Raw genomic sequence first — 20993 nt, 5'->3', positions numbered from 1 at the left:
GGTGGGGTGTTCCCTGCAGTGGGTGGGTCAGTGGACGTCCACCCAACGGCCGGAGGCGGCGGAGGCGAGGACCGCGTCGGTAAGAACGGCTGCACGCAGGCCGTCGTCGAAGGTCGGCAGCCCATCCACTTCCTCGCCTTGGGCGGCCCGGTAGGTGTCGGCGACGAAGGAGGTGAAGGCGTCGCGCCACCCTTGGGGATGTCCCCCGGGCGACTGGTCATAGGCCGTGGACAAAGGTGACGCATCTTCGTCGGCTCGATGCCAGATCCGGGTCTGGTCCCGCCCGCCGATCCACAGGGTGTTCGGCTCCTCCTGGTGGAACTCGTAGGAGTGCTTGGGGGTGTCCACGGCGATGCGCAGGTCGTTCTTGTGCCCCGGGGACACCTGTGAGATCGCGGAGCTGCCCACAGCGCCCCCGTCGAGCCGGAAGACGAACACAGCGGCGTCCTCGGTGCTCACCGGCTCCGAGCTCGTCCCACGGGTGTCGTAGACGGTGGACAGGTCGGCGGTGAGCGAGGTGATGCGTTGGCCGGTGACGAACTCCATGAGATCGCACAGGTGCACTCCGATGTCGGCGAAGGCTCGGGACTGACCGCCCTGAGCGGAGTCCACCCGCCAGTTCGTGTCCCAGGGACGGGACAGCCAGTCCTGCAGGTAGTTGCCCCGCACCAGGTGTGGTTCGTCAGCGCCTGAGGCCAAGCGAGCCCGCAGTTCACGGACGGAGGAGTAGAAGCGGTAGCCGAAGGGGACCGTGGCCACAAGATCGGTGGCTCGCCATTGATCGACCATGGCCTGCGCGTCGTCCCGGCGCGTGGCCAGCGGCTTCTCGCAGATCACGTGCTTGCCGGCAGCCAGGGTGGCACGCACGAGATCGGGGTGGGTGTCGTTGGGGGAGCAGATGTGCACCACCTCGACGCGGGGATCTTCGATGAGTTCCAGGGGAGTGGAGTGCACCTCACGGGCCCCCGTCTGCAGCCCTGCGCGATGTCCGGAAGCGACGTCGCGGCTGGCTGCGGCCAGCACCTCGTGCCCAGCGGCGCGGACGGCGTGGGCGTGGACGCGGGCGATCATGCCCCCGCCGATGATTCCTGCACGCATCTGTTACTTCTTTCGACCCAGGGCCACGGCGAGGATGATGATCACGCCGCGGACGATGTTCTGTTGACTGGTGTCCAGACCCGCCAGCACCAGACCGTTGTTAATCACACCGATCAACAGCGCCCCGATCACGGATCCGACGACAGCTCCACGGCCGCCGAACAGGCTGGTCCCGCCGAGGATGACCGCTGCGATGACCGACAGTTCGTCGCCGGTGCCCCACTGGTAGCGGCCGGATTCCAGGCGTCCGGCGTAGAGCATGCCCGCGATCGAGGCGGCCACGGCCGAGGCCATGAGGACACTGAAGATGATTCGACGCGTGCGCACACCGCTGTAGATCGCGGCCAGCTCGTTACCGCCGGTGGCCAGCACCCGACGACCGTAGGCGGTGCGGTGCATGACGGTTGCCCCGAGGACGGTGGCGATGACGACCCAGATGAGCAGGGACGGGATCGGGCCGATGGACCCACCGCCGAAGAAGGCGTTGAACCCGGAGGAGAGGATCGGCTGAGGGGCGGAGCCGGTGATCCACATGGCCGCGCCCGCAGCGATACCCATCATGCCTAGGGTGACAAGGAACGAGGGAATCCGGGCAAAGGCAACCAGGCTGCCATTGATCAATCCGACGAGCACGCCGGTGCCGATCCCTGCCAGGGCGCCGACGATCGGGCCGCCAGCGGCTACACCCATGGCTGCCGTGACACTTGCCAGTCCTGCGACGGCGCCGACGGACAGGTCGATCTCCGCGGCGGCGATCACGAATGTGACCGCCACAGCCATGAAGGCGATCATGGCTGTCTGACGGAAGATGTTCAGCAGGTTCTCCACGGTGGCGAAGCCAGAGTCGTGCAAGAAGAGGACGCAGATTCCGTACACCAGGACCAGGCCGATGTAGATGATGTAATCGCGCCAATCCACCGAGCGCTTGCGGGCTGGAGCGCTCGCGTGTGCGGGGGCTGAAGTGGGGGCGGAGGTGGACATGGTCAGACTCCCTGAATGGTCAATTGGAGCGACTCTTCGTCTTCGATCTCGGAGCGGTCCAGGGTGGATTGGAGGTGGCCCTTGCGGAGGACCAGGATGCGGTCGCTGACGGCTAACAGCTCGGTGAGTTCCGAGGAGATCAGGATCACCGATGTGCCGGTTCGGGATAGTTCTCGAATCAGCGCGATGACCTCGCCCTTCGTACCGATGTCGATGCCGGCCGTCGGCTCGTCCAGGATGAGGATCTTGGGGTCGGTCGAGACCCAACGGCCGAGGACGACCTTCTGTTGGTTGCCCCCGGAGAGCAGCCGAATCTCGAGGTCGGGACTCGCACCTTTCACTTCGAACTTCTTCAGCACCTCGGAACCGAACCGTCGTGAGCGCCGCTCGTCTATGAGCGGGCCTCGGCGGAATCGATCCAACAGCGGCAGAAGGAGGTTGTCGCGGACGCTGTGCGAGAGCACCAGGCCCTGTTCACGGCGGTCCTCAGGCACGAGAGCGAATCCGGCTTCGATTGCCGAGATCGGCGTCGTGATGGAGACCGGCTCGCCGTCGATGAGGATCTCTCCGCTGCGATGCTTGTCGATGCCGAAAAGAGCGTGCGCAATCTCCGTGCGGCCTGAGCCCATCAGGCCGGCTAGTCCGATGACTTCGCCGGGGTGGACGGTGAAGGAGATGTCCTCCAAACCGCGATCCGTGGACAGCCCCTTCACCTCCAGCCGTGGAGTCCCCGATCGGTCCACGTCATGGGCCTCGTAGGTCAGCGCATTCTCCAACCGACGACCGATGATGGCCTCGACGAGATCTTCCGGGGAGATGTTCTCGGCGTAGTCCGTCAGCGCCACGGCACCGTCGCGCATGACGGTGATCCGGTCGGTGATCCGGTAGATCTCCTCCATCCGGTGAGAGATGTAGACGATGCCCATCCCCTGGGATGTCAATCTCTTGATCAGCGCGAACAGAATCTCGGATTCCTTCTTCGACAAGCTCGCGGTCGGCTCATCGAGAATGAGCACCCGGGCATCCTGAGAGATGGCCTTAGCGATCTCGGTCAGCTGCCAGTACGCCGTGCTCAGCCGGTCGAGGGAGGCTCTGGGGTCGATCGGCAACTGGAAGGTCTCGAAGATCTTCTCCGTCTCACGCTCCATGGCCTCCTCATCGATCAGCCCCAGGGAGGTTCGGGGTTCACGGTTGAGGAAGACGTTTTGGGCAACGCTCAAGGTGGGGACCAGGCTGAACTCCTGGAAGACCATGCCCACCCCCGCCTCGCGGGCAGCGATCGGGGAATCGATGGTCACCGGACGCCCGTCCACACTGATCTCCCCTGCATCTGCGCTATATACGCCTTGCAGGATCTTCATGAGCGTGGACTTGCCGGCGCCGTTCTCCCCAGCGAGGGTGTGGACCTCACCGGCCAGCACTTCAAAGTCCACTCCCTTCAACACCCGGTTCGCGTCGAAGGCCTTTTCGATGCCCTGCATTGACACGGCGACGGTCCTCGTCGCAGGTGAAGAAGGGGCCACGGCTGTGCTCGACATGATTACTTCAGCCCGTCCACGGTCACCCACTGTCCGCTGTTGGAGGACTCCAGGATTGCGTCGGCGATCTTCTCGATCTGGTAGCCATCGGCGAAGTTGGGGCTGGCTGGGGTGCCGTTGACGATGGCGTGGAAGAGATCGTGGGTCTCGATGATCTTGGTTTCGCCGTATCCGATGCCCAGGGCGGGGATCGGCCACAGTGCATCGCCGTGGGGGTGGGCGGGGCCGGTGTAGATCGTGCGGAAGCCTCGCTCGGCAGGATCATCGGAGGCGAAGACCACCTGCAGCTGGTCTCGCTTCTCGTAGTCGAAGGTGATGGAGCCTTCGGTGCCGTGAATCTCGAAGGTCAGGAAGTTGTTCCGGCCCCAGCCGTTGCGGGTGGCTTCGATGCTGCCAATGGCGTCGTTATCGAAGCGGAGCATGGTCATGACCTCGTCGTCGACGTCGACGGTGTCCTTCGGGGCGTTGGCGTCACCGCCGGCACCGAGCTTGTCGACGGTGCCGCTGGGCACCGGCCGCTCCGTGATCCAGGTGCGGGCCTGGGCGCTGACCGCGCTGACCTCGCCCACCAGGTACCGTGCGATGTCCACGACATGGGTGCCGATGTCACCCAGGGCGCCGCTACCGGCCACGTCCTTGCGGAAACGCCAGGACAGAGGGGAATCCGGGCTGGCCGACCAGTCCTGAAGGTAAGTGCCGCGGAAATTGAGGATCTTACCGATGCGCCCTTCGTCGATGAGCTTCTTGGCGTAGGTGATGGCAGGGGTGCGGCGGTAGTTGAAAGCGACCATAGTGGTCCGGTCCGAGGCCTGTGCCGCCTCGTACACAGCCTTGGCTTCTTCGGCACCGCGTGCCAGAGGCTTCTCGGAAATCACGTGCTTACCGGCCTGAAGAGCGGCGATGGCAATCTTTGCGTGCAGATGGTTCGGAGTGGCGATGTCGATCACGTCGATGTTCGGGTCCTCGACGGCCTCGCGCCAGTCCGTGCCCGAACGGTTCCACCCATAGCGGGCCGCAGCGTCTGCAGCGGAGTCCTCGTTCACATCGATCAGCAATTCCCGCACCGGTCGGGCCGGGGCTGGCCAGAAGAACATCGGCATGGTCGCGTAGGCCATGGAGTGCGCCTTGGCCATGAATCCGGCTCCGATGATGGCGATCTTCAGCTCTTGCATTGTTGTTGCTCCGTTTCTTGGATTGACTCAGATGTCAGCTCGTGGGCGGGGTGCATTCGAGGAAGGACTCCTGGATGGCCTCAGGAACCTCCTGGTGGTAGATGTCCTGCCAGGCATCCAGCAGATTGCCGTGGTGCACCGGCAGGGCGGCGAGGGCTACGTAGGGTGGTGCGTCTTTCTCCAGCAGTCCGTAGGCAGCCAAGGTCGCCTCGGCCACACCTTGGTCGTAGGGGCGTTGAGCGCCCAGCCCGGCCACGCCGCTGTTCTGGGCCATGGAGATCGCCACGTTTAAGCCGAGATCCTCAGTGGTGATCTTGACGTCACCGCGTTCGGCGGTACGCACGGCGGCCATGATCCCCTCGGTGGGCACGTCCCAGACACCCCAGAGACCGTCGATGTCATCCTGGTGTCGCAGGAGCATCGCATTGGCGGCGTTCTGTGCCTCTCCGGCAAGGTCCGAACCGGAGATGCCTCGCTCGTCGATGATCTTGATCCCCGGGTATTCGTTTCGGATGGTTTCGGTGAACCCCTCGTAACGCTGATTCGTCACGAAGAAGTCGACCCCGTACTTGATTACCCCGATGTTCCCCTGACCCTGCAGTGCCTGGGCCATCAGATGTGCGGCGACGACGCCGTTGCCGTAGTTGTCGGCGGAAACTGCGGAGATGTAGTCCTCGCCTGCTTCGAAGCCCGCCGGAATGTTGTCCATGAACACCAGGTCGATCCCGGCTTCGGCAGCCCGGCGATAAGCACCGGCCGTTGCCACGGCATCTGTGGGGATCGAGATCATGATGTCGGGCTTGCGGGCGATCATGTTCTCGATGTCCGAGACCTGCTTGCTCGGATCCTGGCCGGCGTCGGTGACTCCGATGACCTCGATGCCGAGTTCGGAGAACCGTGTTTTCAGCCCGTTGAGCTGTGCGGCCGTCCAGTCGTCGCCGGTGTAGTGCATGACGATGGCCGCGGTGGCTTTCTTCGCCTTGACCTGGTTGACCTCGTCGTCAGTCAACTCCAAGGTGTCGGCGGAGACCGGATCTTCCCCCTGGGGTCCCTTGCTGAGGACTTCACCCTCCAGGTCCGCGAGGGCTTCCTGGGCCGGGGCATGGTCGGGGAGCAGGCATGCGCTGTTCTCGGTGGCGGGGGCACATGCCGTCAGGGAGATCGTCAAGGTCACCAAGCTGGCTGCCGCCGCCAGACGGGCTCGGTGGCTCACAGTCCGAGCCCTCTCAGGTACTGGCGGCTTCGCTGAGCAGCTTCGGTCGGATCGCCATCGTAGTAGTCCAGCTCCACGACCAGCCAGTCGTCGTAGTGCGCCTCCTGGACTGCATCGAGAATGTCCCTGAAGTTCAACTCCCCATCACCCAGTGGAAGGAAGCGACCGCTGGTGGAGTCGTAGTCCTTCAAATGCACCAGCGTGAGGCGGTCGGAGTACTTGCGCACGGCTTCGGCCGGGTCCCCACCGCCGGCGGCCAGGTGGGCGGTGTCGGGGCAGAAGCCGATGCCTGTCTCCGCGAAAACGGTCTGCAACTGTTCGGGGGACTGCACGATCGTGCCCAAATGCGGGTGGAAACATGCGCGCAGGCCGTTGCTGGCGGCGATCTCTGCCACGGTGTCCAACGCACCACCAAGCCGCTTGTAGTCATCGTCGCGGATGCCCTTGGCCCGAATAGCGCCACCACCCAGGACAAGGTGACCGGCCCCGGCCGCCGCGGCGAGTTCGGCCGTCGAGCGGACCTTGTGCAGCTCATCCTCAAGCGCGTCCGCGTAGATGAAGCTTCCTCCGGTGTAAACGCTGACCAAGTCGAGTTCGTGGTCGGAGAGCCTGGACTGGAGCTCTCCCAAGTTGGAGGAGAAGTCGTGGAGGTTGCCCTCGAACATCTCCACCCCGGAGTATCCGGCCTGCTGGATGGGGGCGAACGAGTCGGTCGCCGTCCCCGCTGAGCGGTAGTAGAGGTCCTTGATGCTCGTGACGCCGGTGGGGTCGCCGATGACTCCGCCCCACGTGATCGAGTGGTATGCCAACTTCACTGTCTGCTCCTTGAGGTGTGACCGCACTCACGTGATGTTTTCTTCGCGTGCAGACTATTGCCGCTCATAGACAGAAGTCAAGGGTGTCTACCTGCCGTTCGGCCCAATTGGGTGTTGGGTAGAAGCATGCCCAGTCGCGCTCTGTTGTCCGGCACGGACGCCAACCTTGCCCGAAGCGCTGCCCTCACCTTGGAATTCATCCGTCGAGACGGGCCCCAGAGCCGGCCAGACCTGGCAACCAAGACGGGGTTGGGCCGCACCGCTCTCACCCAGCGCCTCACCGCCCTGCAGGAAGCAGGTCTGGTGATGGAGGGCGAGTACGGGGAGTCGACCGGTGGACGTAATCCCAGGCTGTTGCGCTTGAACGCGTCAGCCGGGCTCATCCTCGGCTTGGAGCTCGGAGCCACCTCGTTCACGGTCGGCGTCACGGACCTGGATGGCAGCGTGCTGGCCCTGCGCAATGCAGTTTGTGAGATCGCATCGGGACCCGAGCCTGTGCTGTCCCGGGTGGAGACGGTGCTCAAGGACATGCTGGCTGAGGCACGTCTTTCGCAAAGGGATGTCTGGGGCGTCGGGGTAGGGCTACCTGGCCCCGTCGAATACGCCACGGGGTGCCCGATTGAACCGCCGATCATGCCCGGATGGAACAACTACCCCGTTCGAGAGCGACTCACGGCCGCGTTCCAGGCACCCGTATGGGTTGACAATGATGTCAACGTGCTGGCCCTCGGTGAGCTCAGATCCAAGCGGGAACTCAGGGGGCAGGACTTCATCTACGTCAAGGTCGGCACCGGCATCGGTGCGGGGCTCGTTTCGACCGGACGGCTACACCGCGGTGCGCAAGGCAGCGCCGGAGACATCGGCCACGTAGCCGTGGCGGAGGCCGAAAACGTGGCGTGTCGTTGCGGCAAGTATGGCTGCCTCGAGGCCATTGCCGGCGGCGGCGCACTGGCTCTCCAGGGGGTGCGCGCCGCACAGAACGGTCGCAGCCCTATCCTCCAGAGACGATTCGCCGAGACGGGGAACGTCACAGCCCGCGATGTCACCGTCGCCGCTCGCAGTGGTGATCACTTCTCGGTGGAAGCCCTCACACGCAGCGGCAAGACCATCGGTTCTGTCCTCTCGACACTCGTCAACTTCTTCAACCCGTCGATCATTCTGATGGGCGGAGGCGTCGTTTCAAGTGGCGGGCAGTTGTTGGCGAGTATCCGTGAGACTGTCTATCAGCGTTCCCTACCCCTGGCCACGCGGGATCTGGTCATCCGCCCGGCTCATCTGAACAGCACCGGCGAGGGCGGAGTCATCGGCGCGGCCCACCTGGCACTCGATGAGCTCTTTGATCCGGCCACATTCCAGCGGCTCATCACTCATGGGCCACCACGAAGTGTGGAGGAGTTGCACAGTGGGACTGGTTCCGTTTAGCGCGTGGAGCTCTCATCCTCATGGATGACAGGGCGGCGCGGATCGGCACACGAAAGTCATGGCCTTTCGCCCAGACGCCGTGAGTAACGAATTCCTGCCGGCGCCACCGCCCCGCACGGCCAAGCACGTCTCCCCGGCCGCCTCAGGACCTCCGCTCGTACAGGCCCAGCGCGTCCCAGGCCACCCAGCCGCCCTCGGCGAGGGTGAACTCCACAACGTTCTCGCCGGCGGTCAGGGCCCCGGCCGGCAGTGCGAACTCGTGACGCGAGCGCACCAGCGTGGATCCGGGCAGCGTCGCGTCGCCCTCGCGGGAGCCGCGCGTCGCACCCTTCGCCAGCTCCACGGACCGCACGTCGTGCCCGTTCACCGCCACGTCGAGACGTCCGCCCAGTCGCGTGGTGTCCACGAACCACAGGGCCAGGTCGACGTCACGCCGCGGGGCGGCGTCGAGGGGCACCGTCCACCGGGTGCGGTAGGTCTTCCGGCCGGCCCAGGCGTCGCCCGGACCCGGCAGCAGGTACGGCCACGCCTCGGCGGGGGTGTCCACGCCCTGGACGTAGTCGATCACGGCCGTCGGGTAGGCCTTCGGGATCTGCCCGTACTCGGCGGGGGAGAAGCGCAGCTCGAGCGACTTCCCGTCGAACTCGCCGATCCGCGCCAGCTCACGGCCGGTCGCGGTCACGGAGGCCTGGGACTCGCCCACCACCGCAGACGACGGACGGCCGCGCCGGCCGGCGTCGGACACCGCGACGATGACGTACCGGAAGGCCTCCCCGGCGGGGTCGAGGCCGTGGTGCACGAAGCGCGGATACACGGTCTTGCCGACCAGGTGCGTCTCGTCGGGCTTTGCGTGCCTGCCGGTGGTCGGCAGGGCGTACACGCGGTAGTGGTCGATCAGCGGCTCCCACGGCAGGGGCGTCCAGGTCAGCTCGACGCGGGAGACGGCGCCGGTGGTGGCCACGTCCGTGACGGTCTGCGGCTTCTTGCTCATCGGTGCTCTCCTCAGTCCTCGATCAGGCGGCTGGTGCCGGCGGGGGTGATGAAGCGGGCGCTGAGCTCCTTGGGCGCGGTGTCGTCCGACTCCACCCACGGCACGATCCAGAACGAGGACGTCAGCTGCTCCGGTGTGAACCTCAGGTGCAGGTAGCCGCGCCGCCCGTCGTAGTGGCGCACGTAGTCGTGCTGCACCCAGTCCGGTGTGTACTTGTCCGTCTTCGCGCCGTCGCCGTCGGAGGCCGCGGACGTCGTCACCAGCTCGACGCCGGCCGGCCCGGCCGGCCCGGCCGGCCCGGCCGGCAGACCCGCCGCCTCGCCGCGCAGCTCCGCGGCCACGTGCTTGTGGATGTCCCCGGTGAGCATCACGGCGTTTCCTGCACGCCTCATCTCCGCCAGCAGACGACGCCGGGCGGCCGGGTACCCGTCCCACTGGTCAGTGCGGTCGTCGGTGATCGGCGCGAGCACGACCCCGCCGGCCAGCACGTTCCACCGGCTCTGGGATGTGCGCAGCCGCTCGGTGACCCACCGCTCCTGGGCCGCGCCCAGCATGGTGCGGTCCTCCCGCACCCGGTCCGCCTCATCCACCGGCGGGGCGTCCCGGAACTGGCGGGTGTCCATGAGCGTGATCCGAGCCAGAGAACCGACCTCGAGCCCGGCCAGGATGTCCGACTCCGGCCCCTGCGGCAGGGCGTCGATGTCCACGGGCAGGTTCTCGTAGAAGGCCCGGTAGGCGACGGCGATGCGGTGTGCGAACAGCTCGGCGGGGATGCCGGTGGACGACTCCGACGCCACGTAGTCGTTCTGCACCTCGTGGTCATCCCAGATGGCCACGGCGGCTGCGCGGGCGTGCAGCGCCTGCAGATGCGGGTCCGACTTCGTCAGGGCATACCGCAGCCGGTACTGCTCGAGGGTCTCGATCTCCACGGCGTGCGCGGGGGTGACCTCGGCTCCCTGACGCCACAGGTTCGCGGCGGTGATGCCGTACTCGTAGATGTAGTCGCCGAGGAAGACGGTGAGGTCCAGGTCCTCTTCCTGCGCCAGGTGGCGGTGCGCGGCGAAGTGGCCGTGGTACCAGGCCTGGCAGGAGATCATCCCGACGGTGAAGCGCTCGGTCGCTGCCCCGGCAGCCGGAAGGGTGCGGAAGCGTCCCACCGGGCTCTTCTGCGGCCCCACCGAGAAGCGGTAGAAGTAGTCCGTTGCGGCCTTCAGCCCCTCGACCCGCGGGTGCACGGAGTGGGCCAACTCCGGCTGCGCCAGGGCCGTGCCGCGCTTGACGATCCGCCGGAAATCCCGGGTCTCGGACACCTCCCACTTCACCGGAGCGGACCGCAGCGGCATGCCGCCGTGCCCGTCCTCCGCGAGCGGCTCCGGCGCCAACCGGGTCCACAGCACGGCACCGTCCTCCCGTGGGTAACCGCTGGCGACGCCGAGACCGAACAGGTTCTCCCGATGCGGCAGTGGGTCCGCGGAGGCGACGTCCGGCGCGTTGACCCCGAGGGCGAGGACGGCGGCGCTCGCTCCGCTGAGGCCGAGCAGGCGGCGGCGGCTGAGGGTCGGGGAAGGAGAGGACATCGTGGCCTTTCATCCGTGCGTCTCGAGCAGCCCGGGGCGGGCAACACGTGGCACCGTAGGGCCCTGGTGTGAACGGCGGCGGAACATGCGGTGGCCTCTCGAGAACAGGACGGGACCGGCCTGGGCATTGCGCGGACCCCGGCTTAGGCTCGACAGCGGCGGAGCAGCACCGGCGCCCCGTCAGCGTCCGCCGCCCCGCCCCCACCCGCACCGACGTTCTGGAGGACCCTGCCATGACCGCCACCGCACTGCTCGCCGGCCGCACCGCCCTCGTCACCGGAGGCACGCTGGGCATCGGCTTCGGCATCGCCAGCCAGCTGAGGGAGCACGGCGCGAAGGTCGCCGTCACCGGACTCACCGACCAGGAGTGCGCCCAGGCCCGAGAGGCCGGGTTCTCCGCCCACGTCCTGGACGTCCGCGACCGTGAGGCGTGCGCGCAGGTCGTCGCCGACGTCGTCGCGGAGTTCGGCGGGCTGGACGTGCTCGCCTCCAATGCCGGCGTCTACCCGCAGTCCTCGATCGAGGAGATGACGGACGAGGACATCGACCTCATCTTCGACATCAACGTCAAGGGCACCATCCACGCTGTGCAGGCCGCCCTGCCGGAGCTCATCGCCTCCGGGCGGGGTCGGATCGTGGTCACCAGCTCGATCACCGGCAACTACACCGGCTATCCGGCCTGGTCCCACTATGGCGCCACCAAGGCCGCCCAGATGGGCTTCGTGCGCTCGGCTGCGATCGAGCTCGCCCGCAAGGGCGTCACCGTCAACGCCGTGCTGCCGGGCAACATCGTCACCCCGGGGCTGGAGGCCATGGGTCAGGAGTACCTGGACGACATGGCCAAGTCCGTGCCCGCCGGCTTCCTCGGCGAACCCGAGGACATCGGCGCCGCCGTCGCGTTCCTCGCCTCGGACGGTGCCCGCTATGTCACCGGTCAGGGCATCGTCGTCGACGGCGGCCAGATCCTTCCTGAGGAGCCCGCGGCTCTCGAGGGCATCTGAGCATTCCCGCCGTCGCCGGGATCGCCTCGGCGGCCGCGGCCCTGCCGGCCGCGGTCCTCGGGATCCCGGCGATGCTGGACGTCGCGACGCTGGTCGGCGGTGCCCGGTCTGCTCAGTCGTGGCCGGCGTCTCCGTTCAGCTCGAACGCGCCCTTGCCGTCCAGCGTCTCCCGGATGATGTCCGCGTGACCGGCGTGGCGGGCGACCTCCGCGGCGATGTGCGCCAGGCACCAGCGCGCCTCCCAGTGCGTGAGGTTCTCGGGGTGCCAGGGCGCCGGCGGCACGGGGACCAGCGCGTCCAGGTCCGTGACGTCGTCGATGTTGGCCTCCGTGAGTGCCACGCACCGGTCGAAGTGGGCGACGACGTCGGCCAGGGGCCGGCGGTCCGCGATCGCCGCGTCCAGGGACATGTCCTCACGCATCTCCTCCGGAAGTTCCGGCTGCCCGGGTGCCGCCGCCGCGCTGGCGGACCAGTAGACGCCCACGGCGGCGGTGTGCAGCAACAGGCCGGAGAGGTTCAGCTCCGAGACGGTGGGGGCGGCGTGAGCCTGCTCGTCGGTGAGACCGGCGACGGTGGTCCGCATCTGGGCGAGCTGCTGCAGGGCGAAGGTGCGCAGCACGGCATGCTCTCCGGCGGCGTTCGGGGTCAGGAAACCCATGGTGATACCTCCTGGGAAGGTCGGCACCCGGCGGGCCCGGGCGATGCCTCCAGCGTCCCGGGTTCCGAGGGCAGATCCTGTCCGCGATGTTGAGTGAGGATGGTCCCGTGACCGATCCGACCACCCGAGCACTCTCCCTGCTCAGCCTCCTGCAGGCCCGCCCCTTCTGGCGCGGCGAGGACCTCGCCGCCGAACTCGGCGTGACCGCCCGGACGCTTCGCCGCGACGTCGGCCGCCTCCGGCAGCTCGGGTACACCGTGGACGCCGGCGCCGGCTCCGGTGGCGGGTACAGCCTGGGCCGCGGCGGGGCGCTGCCCCCGCTCACCCTGGACGAGGAGCAGGCTGTGGCGGTCACGCTTGCGCTGACCCGCGTGGCCGGCGACGGCGGCAGTCCCCACGCCGAGGCCGCGTTGAGGGCGTTGGGCACCATCGACGCCGTCACTCCCGCCCGCATCCGGGAGCGACTGCGGGGCCTGCGAGCGGCCTTCGAGGCGGGCACCCCGCCCGGTCCCGATGCGGCCGAGTCCCTGGATCCGGCGGACCTGCTGACCTGCGCGGACGCCATCCGCAGAAGCCTCCGCCTCACCTTCGTCTACACGGACCGGCGCGGGGCTTCGACGCAGCGGCGGGTGGAGCCGCACTGGCTGGTCCCCGTGCACGGCCGGTGGGTGCTGGTGGCGTTCGACCTGGACCGGGAGGACTGGCGCACGTTCCGGCTGGATCGGCTGCGTGAGCCGGCGGTGGGGACGTGGCGGTTCGTCCCGCGGCCCGGGGCAGAGGAGGTCCTCGCCCGGCTCGACGAGCCCGCCCCGCCGTCGGCGTGGCGGCACGAGGTCACCGTTCGGATCCACGCCCCGTTCGAGGAGGTGGCCGCCCACCTGCCGCGCCTGGCCGGGCATCTCCGCCCCCTCGAGGACGGAAAGACGGAGTTCCGGACCGGGGCGGACGACCCCGACGGCGCCGCCCGCTGGCTCGCCATGCTGGAGCACGACTTCACCGTGGTGGGGGATCAGGAGGTGGTCGACGCCGTGTCGCGGCTTGCCCGCAGGCTGACGCGCAGCGCGAACGGCGGGGTCGGGTGAGGCCGCCGCGCGGCGAGGTCAGGGGCCGCCCACTATCGTGAACGCATGTCCACGCCCTCGTTCGAGCTGGCGGCGATCGGCTGGACCATCGATCCGGACCGCGCGGGGCAGGGCTACGGCACCGAGCTCGCCGGCGCCCTACTGGAGATCGCCTTCACCGGGCTGGGGGTGCGCCGCGTGGAGGCGAATGCGTTCGCGGACAACGCGGCCAGCCGGCGGGTGATGGAGAAGGTGGGGCTGCGTCACGAGGCCACGTTCCGGGAGGAGTCGCTGCACCTCACCCGCGGGTGGATCGACGGCGTCACCTACGCCATGCTCGCTTCGGAGCATCGCGGGCGGGGGTGAGGAATGTCGGACTCGTCGGCCTGCGGGTGACGGTTCCGCTCGTGTCACGGTGTCACTTTCAAACTGACAGCGTCACACTTACACTTTGGCACTATGCACTGGTCCATTGACGATCTGATCGACACGCTCGCCGCCCTGCGGGTCCGTCGCGGCGACACGACGTCCGTCGAGGTCAAGCGTGCCGCCGGCGGTGTCCCCTCAATGCCTGACACCATCTGCGCTTTCGCCAACATGCCCAACGGCGGCACGATCATCCTCGGTGTGGACGAAGCCGACGGAGCCTTCGAGGTCACCGGCCTGTCCGACGTCGCCGCAGTGGAGGCCGGCATCGTCACTCAGACTCGCGAGGCGCTGACCCCGAGTCCTCAGCTCGTCCCTCAGGAGTTCACGGTAGAGGGGAAGCAGGTCCTCGTCGTCCATGTGGCACCCTTGCGGCTGGCCGACAAGCCCGCCACCTGGCGGGGGCAGGCTTACCTCCGTCAGTCCGATGGTGACTACGTCATGCATCCCCATGAGCTGCGCATGCTCGATGTCGCGCGCCTCCACGCGGACGAGCGCGTCGACTACGACCTCAAACCTGCCGTGGGAACGAGCGTGGACGACCTTGTCCCCGACCTCGTGCACGGGTACGTCCATGCCGTGCAGGAACGTGATCGGCGTCTGCGTGACCGGCCCGCTGCTGAGATCCTCCGACGCACGAGCGTCCTCACCGCCTCTGGTGAGCCGACGCTGGCAGGCCTCTATGCCCTGGGCGATTACCCGCAGGGTCAGTTCCCCGCCCTCACCGTGACGGCGGCCGTCCAGGTCCGTGACGGCGAAGGGCAGCCTCGCAACCGCAACCTCGAGGACTTCACCGGCCCGGTGCCCGTGATGCTCGAGGACCTGATGGGCTGGGTGCGCCGGAACCTGGGAACGGAACAGGTCTACCGGTCCGACGGTCACATGGAACGCCAGGCCGAGTTGCCCCTCACCGCGATTCGGGAGCTGCTCGCCAACGCTCTCGTGCATCGTGATCTGGGGCCGGACACTCTCGGTGCGGGCAAGTCCATCCAGGTGCGCTTGGACGAGCGGAAGCTGCTGATCCAGAGTCCTGGCGGATTACGTGGCGTCTCGCTGGCCCAGTTGGAAAGTGACGATCACGCTCAGGCGGCTGTCAATCAGAGGCTGTATCAGATCGCCAAGAAACTGATGACGTCGGACGGTGCTTCTGTCATCGAGGGGGAGGGCGGCGGAATCCGGGAGGTGTTCCAGGCTGCCGAAGCGCGGGGGCTGGGCCGGCCTCAGCTCATCGACAGCGGAGTTCAATTCACGGCGTTGCTGTGGCGGCGGCGGGGTGACGAGGCGGGTCATCGTCCGGAGCCTCCCCATGATGTGACGGAGAGTGTCAAGACCGAGAAGGCTCCCGCGTCCGTGCCGCGCAGTTCTGCGCCCACACGGCATGAGGCCGTTGTGCTGAGCGCTCTGGGCCGTGCGGGAGCGGCATCCCTCCAGCGACTCGCGAACGAGACCGGACTGTCCGAGCGGCAGGTGCGCTACGCCCTGCAGTTGCCGATCGAGGAAGGCCATGTGGTGATGCTCGGCGGTCGAGGGCGTCGGGACACGCGCTATCAGTTGACTGAGGGGTGACGGCTGCTTCCTGACGGTGCCGGCGTCATGTCCATTGAGGTAGAAAGTGACACTGGCGATGTCGATGTGTCAGTCTGATCTGTCACTTTCCGTGTCGAAGTGCTCCGCCAGTCGCGCCAGCGTGAACTCCTGACGCAGTTTGCACGCGCTGTTCTGGTTGCCGAACATGCCCTTCTCCCAGTACGCCTCGCTTTCGGGCCGGGTGTCGATCCACCGCACCGGCAGCACCCACTCGGTCTCGTCGTCGTCCTGGTTCCGGGCGTCGGGGTAGTGGTGCACCCAGTCTTCCGAGCATCGAGATATGCGTGAACGGGCCCGATATCGGCACTCTTCCCGCGTGGGCTTCATGACCGTGGCCGCTGAGCATATCGGGAACAGGCCGCACATGGGCCCATCGAACCGCCTGGGCGAATGCCGCGGACGCGACTTCGTGGATTAGCCGCGGGCATCCCGTCTGCGCTCCCGGCTGAGGGCCCTGGTTCCTGCCGAGGTGCACCGGTTGGCAGAGACGCGGGCGCGCCCTCATCGCTTCCACGCCTCGCCGCGTGAAGGTGAATCCAAGGCGCGATGATGGTTTCCGGTGTGGCTGCCCTGCAGTGGCCGGAACTGGCCCGCCGGTTCGGCCTCGCGACCCTCGAGCTGGACAGCCGAGTGGCAGGGTAGATTGATTGGTAACCTCGATGCTCTGCGGGCCCGGTTTCGACATCGAACCGCCTTCGAGTGAAGGCCAAGAAGTAGCTTCTCGCCGATTTGTCGGGGAGCACCGGAAGGGGAGTTGGCCGTCGATCCCTCTAAACGTGTCTGGGCGGTGTGATCCACTGCAAGCGGATGCGGTTGATGTGCCGGTTGGAGAGGAAAGAGAGGGACCAGTCATGCAGGACCCGGTGAGAAGCTTCCGCGAAACAGCGGCGGAGGGGCGCCATGTCCGCTGAGGAGCTCTTCCGTTCCGACGCGGCACCCGGCCTCGAGTTCGACCGTGCCGGGCGCGTGGTCCAGGTAGAACCGTGCCGGTGGACTGAGGCGGACCAGCGGTCCTGGATGCGTCGGTGGTCGCCCTTGCACTGGGTATTTCTGGCGCTGAGCGTAGCGTTGCTGATCGGACTGGCCATATGGGGGCCGGGCGGCGCCGGGACCGAGAGCGGGTCACTCGGGAACAGTGCGGTCCTCGTTCTGCTGTTGACAGGGTTGGGCGCATGGTCCTACCTGCCCGCGAGGCACTGGGTGGCCTGTACTGCGTGGATTGTTTCCGCCCCGTTGATGTACTGGACGAGCCGGCAGGCGTGGTCCATGGTAGAGGCCATTCCCTTTCACCCCGCAACTCGGGAGTTCTTGGTGCAGGCAGCAGCTTTCTTCGCCTTCCTTCTGGCCAGCACGGTGGCGGGGGTCGCTCGCCGACGTGTGCGTCGTCAGTTGCCGCTCTTCAGTCACATGCAGGCGTGGAGCGGGATGTCGGCGGATGCCCGTGACCGCGGACTGACCGTGGCCTTCGTTGAACACGCGGTTCCGGAGCGCGGGGGATCCGAGACCCGGGCGCTGTTGCGCCTTCTCCATGGGGCCACGCGATCGGGTACGGTGTGGGGGTCTGTTGCTGCGGGATGGTGGGTGGCCGTGGAGCCGTCCAGGAACCCCGCGTGGCATCTGCCCGCATCAGCGGCCCAGGCATGGGTGAAACTCGACGCTCGTGGGCGCCGTCTGGCTGCATGATGCTCAGCACAAGGGCATCGGCTGGACGAGGCTGGCTGAGGGCAACAACTGAATCGCCCCGGGTTTGTTAGAGGCTCGTCAGTGCCGTGCCGGTGGCCTTCGGCACGGGGTTCTCACGATGGTAGATGTACTTGTACTCGACCAGCCGAGGTGACTGTGCCGGCCTCGGCCAATCGCTGGGTGTATCGCACAGTGACGTACTGGACCGCCTTTATCGCTGTGATGCCGCAGCCCGGCCACGTCTTGTCCTGCGCGCTGATGTGTCCGCAACGCCATTTCGAAGGCCGCCGGTCCGGGTCCGTGCGCCATGAAGTCGACAACTGCCGTCCGAGGACTCGGCGGGAGATCGCATCGATGATGAACACGGCGTACACCCACGCGGTCATGGTGCGGCAGTACGTGATGTCAGCGACCCACAGGCGATTCGGGGCGGCTGCGGTGACACCGCGTTGCATCAGATCTGCGCGGAGCGCCCCGGGTGACGCGCGCCCCGGGCGGTGTCACTGCTGGCTCTGGAGCATCTCCACGACGTACCCGAAGAACAGGGCGAGAGGGAAGCTGCCGACAGCCAGCGCGCCGGACAGCAGTGCCAGCAGAACGCGTTTCGCCGCAGCGAAGCAGAGCGCGGACAGTGCGTAGCAACCGATGATCAGGGCGAAGAAGGCCATCGTCTCCCGAGGCGTCTGAGAGCCCGTGATCAGCAGGAGAACCAGGACTCCGGTGGCGACGGTGAAGAATGACGTGCCGACGACGACGGCCACCTGCTGTCTCATCATGGCGTCCATTGTCCGTGGGGTAAGAGGATGGAATGTGTGCGCTGTGGCCCGGCCCGCACCAGTTGCCCCATATCGGGATGGACAGCTGGGTGGTGGCCATCGGATCTCCGTCGGGGCCGACCGGAGGAGTGGCAGACGCGGTATCCAGGGGCGTGAGCGGAGTCGTGCGACTCTCTTTCGCTTCACTATCCTGATGCCATGTCCACGATCTTCGACCACCTGCGCTCCGACGACGGTGAGCACGTCGGCTACATCGAGGTGGTCGACGACCTCTTCGTGCCACACGACCTCTTGCATAGACGCCGCGGCGAGCCCATGGAACTGGACGAAGCCGAGGCCGTCCTCGACGCAGTCGGCTTGCGCGCGCTCGCCGAGGACTGGCTGCTCGACCCGACCGACGGCATCGGCGAGCCCTTGAGGGTGCGCATCCAAGAGGTCACGCGCACGCACGTGACCGTCGCGCCAACCGTGGACGGCGCCGCTGGGGAGGTCGCCAAGAGGATCGACCCCGCAGCGAGCGTCACCCTGGCCCTGCCCACGGACCGGCTGTGTCCGGTGGAGTGAGGGCGTGGGGCCCGGTCTCGCTCAAACCGTGCCTACCCGAGTCTTTTATGTAACGTCAGGCTCATATCGTTACGTAACGTGCCTGCATGGGCATGGATCAGTCCATCAGCACGGCCGTCGGCTGGGAAGAGCGCCCCTGGACCACGGACCCCGACGACGCCGGCGCCCTCACCCGCCGCGCTCGCGTGCGCGCGTCGGGCCCGTATCGAGCCGCGCTCCCGGCCCGCATCGCCCGCCTCGGGCTCAACCTGCCCTCCGATCTGGCGACCGACGTCGAGGAGGCGACGGCCGCCGTCGTGCGCTTCGACGCTGAGATCAGCCACGCCCTCCCGGGGCTCACGGGAGAGATCGCGCCGATCGACGCGGTGCTCCTGCGCACTGAGTCCGCGTCCTCCTCCCAGATCGAGCACATCACGGCGGACGCGCGAGCCCTCGCCTTGGCGACCCTCGGCGAACGCACCCGCCCGAACGCGGCGCTCGTGGCGGCGAACGTGAGGGCCATGGGCGCTGCTTCCCGGCTGGCCGCCGACCTGGACGAGCCCGCCCTGCTGGCCGCCCATGATGCCCTCATGGTCGGTCAGGAGCATGCCCGGCCCGGCGCGATCACCCGCATGGGGGTCCCCCTCTCCGCGGGACTTCTCACGGACACGGCCGGATACTTCGACGCCCTCACCGCCTACCGCGACGGCGACCCCGCGCCCATCGTGCGCCGCTTCGCGCAGGCCGCCGTGGCCGCCGTCGGCAACGGTCGAGAGCTCGTCGCGGACCTGGACGAGACCCTGACCGGCTGGCGCGAGCGGCTCACTGCCCGGCGGGACGCAGCGGTCTGGCGGGCGCTCGCGGTGATCATCGCGCAACCCGCGGTGACGGTGGACCATCTGGCCCAGGCGCTGGGTGTCTCGCGCCCGGCCGCCCAGCGGGCCGTGGACCAGCTTGTCGAGGCCGGCGCTCTGCAGTCCGTGTCCGCTCAGCGTCGGAACCGGGTGTGGCTGGCCACCGAGGTGCTCGCCTGTCTGGACGAGTTCGCCGCGCGTACCGGCCGGCGGGGGTGACGGGGGTGGGCCAAGGGGCTCGAGGAAACGGACGCCGGCTGGGTGCCACGCTGCGACGTCGACGTGCTGGAGGCCGCCCTGCTGCCCGTCCACGAGCGGCCCGGTGGGAGGAATGGGGAGCACGTCACCGCGCCAACCCTGCTGATCACCGGGGAGAACGGGTACGTGCCCGCCGGAGAGCTGGACGAGACGCGGTGGCGGCGCCCGGATGCGCGGCATGTGCAGGTGCCCGGCGCGGGGCACGACGTGCACCTGGACGCGCAGGAGTGGGTGGCCGAGCTCGTGCGGGGGTTCGCGGCCCTATTGATCTGTAGCAGGATCACCCCATGGATCACAAGCAGATCCTCTACCACGGGCTGCGCCGCCAGCATGCGGCCCTCACGCTTGCGCGGGAGGCCATCGCCGCCGTCGCTTACAGCGACGAGGACAACCGGTCCTTCTGGATCGACCACGCGAAGGACGGCCGCGTGGGCTTCGTCCGCCTCGACGACCTCAACGACCCCACCCCGGTGTTCGGCCTGCGCTTCACCGAAGCCCACCGTGGCACGGGTCCTGCCGCCCCGATCCTGACAGCCTTGATGGCCCACGTCTTCAGCGCCCTGCCCGAGGTCGACCGCTTCGAACTGTTCGGTCAATGATGAAACAACGAGGGAACGACTCGGGGTGCGGCCTCGAGGTCGTCGACGGGTCAACGCAGGGGTGCTCCACGGTAGACCGCGCGTATGGCCCGGAGTCATGCCGGTCCGTGCCCTGGTTCGCGACGCGATGCCACCCGAAACGACCGGTACGGCATCACTTCGGCATCATTGAGTGTAGTGAGCCCCTCAGTGAGTAAAGTGACGCGCTCACTGAGCACACTGATCTGCTCAGGGGCCCTTCCTGGATCCGCACCGCGGGGCTTCAACGGGGCAGCGACAAGCGTGTGGACGACGAGGACATCCGGTCTTCGCCCACAGAGATCTTCGAGATGCAGAACGTGCTCCTGCCCTCGGAGGCCTCCTGCCCACAGTCGCTCAAAGTTATGGTGCACACGTCAGCACCCTTGGTTCGGTTCACCATAATTATGGATACTTATGGCATGGATCTTGGACCTCTCCTCGCCGCGGGCGAGACCCTGGACGTCGAGTTCAAGCGACGGATGGGGAAGGACGACCTCTACCAGGCCGTCGTCTGCATGGCGAATGGAACCGGGGGCCTGATCCTCGTCGGTGTTGATGACGACAGCACCGTCGTCGGGGCGACGGGGGACCACGGCGGCCCTGTGGATGCAGACCTGCTGGCCGGCCGCATTCAGAACGGGATCGAACCACCGTTGAGCGTAGATGTCGCGCGTCAGACTTAGTGGCAGGGCCGTTATGTAGGTCCTGAAGGAGAGTCA

General features: G+C 67.4%; 20 protein-coding genes. 9 read left to right on the top strand and 11 right to left on the bottom strand.

What is annotated here, in order from left to right; all coding sequences use genetic code 11:
• Window positions 1–27: 27 nt before the first annotated feature.
• Genes FM125_RS11070 through FM125_RS11045 form a run of 6 tightly spaced genes read right to left on the bottom strand, consistent with a single transcriptional unit; the run spans window position 28 to window position 6817 of the window.
• Complete coding sequence (locus FM125_RS11070) at window positions 28–1098, bottom strand: Gfo/Idh/MocA family protein (RefSeq protein ID WP_087134666.1); 1071 nt, start codon at window positions 1096–1098, stop codon at window positions 28–30.
• A 3-nt stretch (window positions 1099–1101) separates the two neighbouring features.
• Window positions 1102–2079 carry an ABC transporter permease gene (locus FM125_RS11065; protein ID WP_087134665.1) on the bottom strand — a complete coding sequence of 326 codons (978 nt, stop codon included), beginning with the start codon at window positions 2077–2079 and terminating at the stop codon, window positions 1102–1104.
• A gap of 2 nt (window positions 2080–2081) precedes the next feature.
• The gene (locus FM125_RS11060; protein WP_087134671.1) at window positions 2082–3560 is read right to left on the bottom strand and encodes a sugar ABC transporter ATP-binding protein; all 1479 of its coding nucleotides are present in this window, start codon (window positions 3558–3560) and stop codon (window positions 2082–2084) included.
• Between the two features lie 59 nt (window positions 3561–3619).
• Window positions 3620–4789 (bottom strand): levoglucosan dehydrogenase, encoded by a 1170-nt coding sequence (locus FM125_RS11055; protein ID WP_087134664.1) that lies wholly within the window; start codon window positions 4787–4789, stop codon window positions 3620–3622.
• 34 nt (window positions 4790–4823) lie between these two features.
• Window positions 4824–5963, bottom strand: a complete 1140-nt coding sequence (locus tag FM125_RS11050; RefSeq protein ID WP_425435836.1) for a substrate-binding domain-containing protein — start codon at window positions 5961–5963, stop codon at window positions 4824–4826.
• A gap of 35 nt (window positions 5964–5998) precedes the next feature.
• Window positions 5999–6817: a sugar phosphate isomerase/epimerase family protein gene (locus FM125_RS11045; protein ID WP_087134662.1), complete on the bottom strand. Its 819-nt coding sequence runs from the start codon at window positions 6815–6817 to the stop codon at window positions 5999–6001.
• A 126-nt stretch (window positions 6818–6943) separates the two neighbouring features.
• Between FM125_RS11045 and FM125_RS11040 the strand changes: the two genes are divergently transcribed.
• Window positions 6944–8239, top strand: coding sequence for an ROK family transcriptional regulator (locus FM125_RS11040; RefSeq protein WP_087134661.1), 1296 nt, complete (start codon window positions 6944–6946; stop codon window positions 8237–8239).
• A 142-nt stretch (window positions 8240–8381) separates the two neighbouring features.
• Here the strand turns inward: FM125_RS11040 and FM125_RS11035 are convergent, their stop codons facing one another.
• Complete coding sequence (locus FM125_RS11035) at window positions 8382–9230, bottom strand: polysaccharide lyase family protein (protein ID WP_087134660.1); 849 nt, start codon at window positions 9228–9230, stop codon at window positions 8382–8384.
• Between the two features lie 11 nt (window positions 9231–9241).
• Window positions 9242–10807 (bottom strand): alkaline phosphatase D family protein, encoded by a 1566-nt coding sequence (locus tag FM125_RS11030; protein WP_087134659.1) that lies wholly within the window; start codon window positions 10805–10807, stop codon window positions 9242–9244.
• Window positions 10808–11040: 233 nt separating this feature from the next.
• Between FM125_RS11030 and fabG the strand changes: the two genes are divergently transcribed.
• Entirely contained in the window at window positions 11041–11808 is a 768-nt protein-coding gene (fabG, locus tag FM125_RS11025; protein WP_087134658.1) for a 3-oxoacyl-ACP reductase FabG, read from the top strand.
• A 112-nt stretch (window positions 11809–11920) separates the two neighbouring features.
• Here the strand turns inward: fabG and FM125_RS11020 are convergent, their stop codons facing one another.
• Window positions 11921–12466, bottom strand: a complete 546-nt coding sequence (locus tag FM125_RS11020; protein WP_087134657.1) for a mycothiol transferase — start codon at window positions 12464–12466, stop codon at window positions 11921–11923.
• Between the two features lie 107 nt (window positions 12467–12573).
• Between FM125_RS11020 and FM125_RS11015 the strand changes: the two genes are divergently transcribed.
• From FM125_RS11015 to FM125_RS11005, 3 genes are all read left to right on the top strand, one after another.
• Entirely contained in the window at window positions 12574–13548 is a 975-nt protein-coding gene (locus tag FM125_RS11015) for a helix-turn-helix transcriptional regulator (protein WP_087134656.1), read from the top strand.
• 45 nt (window positions 13549–13593) lie between these two features.
• Window positions 13594–13893 (top strand): GNAT family N-acetyltransferase, encoded by a 300-nt coding sequence (locus FM125_RS11010; protein WP_087134655.1) that lies wholly within the window; start codon window positions 13594–13596, stop codon window positions 13891–13893.
• A 93-nt stretch (window positions 13894–13986) separates the two neighbouring features.
• The gene (locus FM125_RS11005) at window positions 13987–15519 is read left to right on the top strand and encodes an RNA-binding domain-containing protein (RefSeq protein ID WP_087134654.1); all 1533 of its coding nucleotides are present in this window, start codon (window positions 13987–13989) and stop codon (window positions 15517–15519) included.
• 69 nt (window positions 15520–15588) lie between these two features.
• Here FM125_RS11005 and FM125_RS11000 read toward each other — a convergent pair whose 3' ends face one another.
• On the bottom strand, window positions 15589–15798 hold the full coding sequence (locus FM125_RS11000; protein ID WP_087134653.1) for a hypothetical protein: 210 nt from the start codon (window positions 15796–15798) through the stop codon (window positions 15589–15591).
• 1925 nt (window positions 15799–17723) lie between these two features.
• Window positions 17724–17999 (bottom strand): hypothetical protein, encoded by a 276-nt coding sequence (locus FM125_RS10990; RefSeq protein ID WP_087134651.1) that lies wholly within the window; start codon window positions 17997–17999, stop codon window positions 17724–17726.
• 198 nt (window positions 18000–18197) lie between these two features.
• Between FM125_RS10990 and FM125_RS10985 the strand changes: the two genes are divergently transcribed.
• The 4 genes from FM125_RS10985 to FM125_RS10970 all read left to right on the top strand — a co-directional run bounded on the left by FM125_RS10985 (window position 18198) and on the right by FM125_RS10970 (window position 20957).
• Window positions 18198–18563 carry a serine/threonine protein phosphatase gene (locus tag FM125_RS10985; protein ID WP_087134650.1) on the top strand — a complete coding sequence of 122 codons (366 nt, stop codon included), beginning with the start codon at window positions 18198–18200 and terminating at the stop codon, window positions 18561–18563.
• Window positions 18564–18649: 86 nt separating this feature from the next.
• On the top strand, window positions 18650–19615 hold the full coding sequence (locus FM125_RS10980; protein ID WP_087134649.1) for a MarR family transcriptional regulator: 966 nt from the start codon (window positions 18650–18652) through the stop codon (window positions 19613–19615).
• Between the two features lie 326 nt (window positions 19616–19941).
• A complete protein-coding gene (locus FM125_RS10975) occupies window positions 19942–20253 on the top strand; it encodes a GNAT family N-acetyltransferase (RefSeq protein ID WP_087134648.1) in 312 nt (103 codons plus the stop codon).
• 284 nt (window positions 20254–20537) lie between these two features.
• Window positions 20538–20957: an AlbA family DNA-binding domain-containing protein gene (locus FM125_RS10970; RefSeq protein ID WP_087134647.1), complete on the top strand. Its 420-nt coding sequence runs from the start codon at window positions 20538–20540 to the stop codon at window positions 20955–20957.
• Window positions 20958–20993: the final 36 nt, after the last annotated feature.

It is taken from the genome of Micrococcus lylae, from assembly GCF_900163825.1.
In the GTDB taxonomy this organism is placed as follows: domain Bacteria; phylum Actinomycetota; class Actinomycetes; order Actinomycetales; family Micrococcaceae; genus Micrococcus; species Micrococcus lylae.
This window is presented reverse-complemented; position numbering and strand designations above follow the sequence as displayed.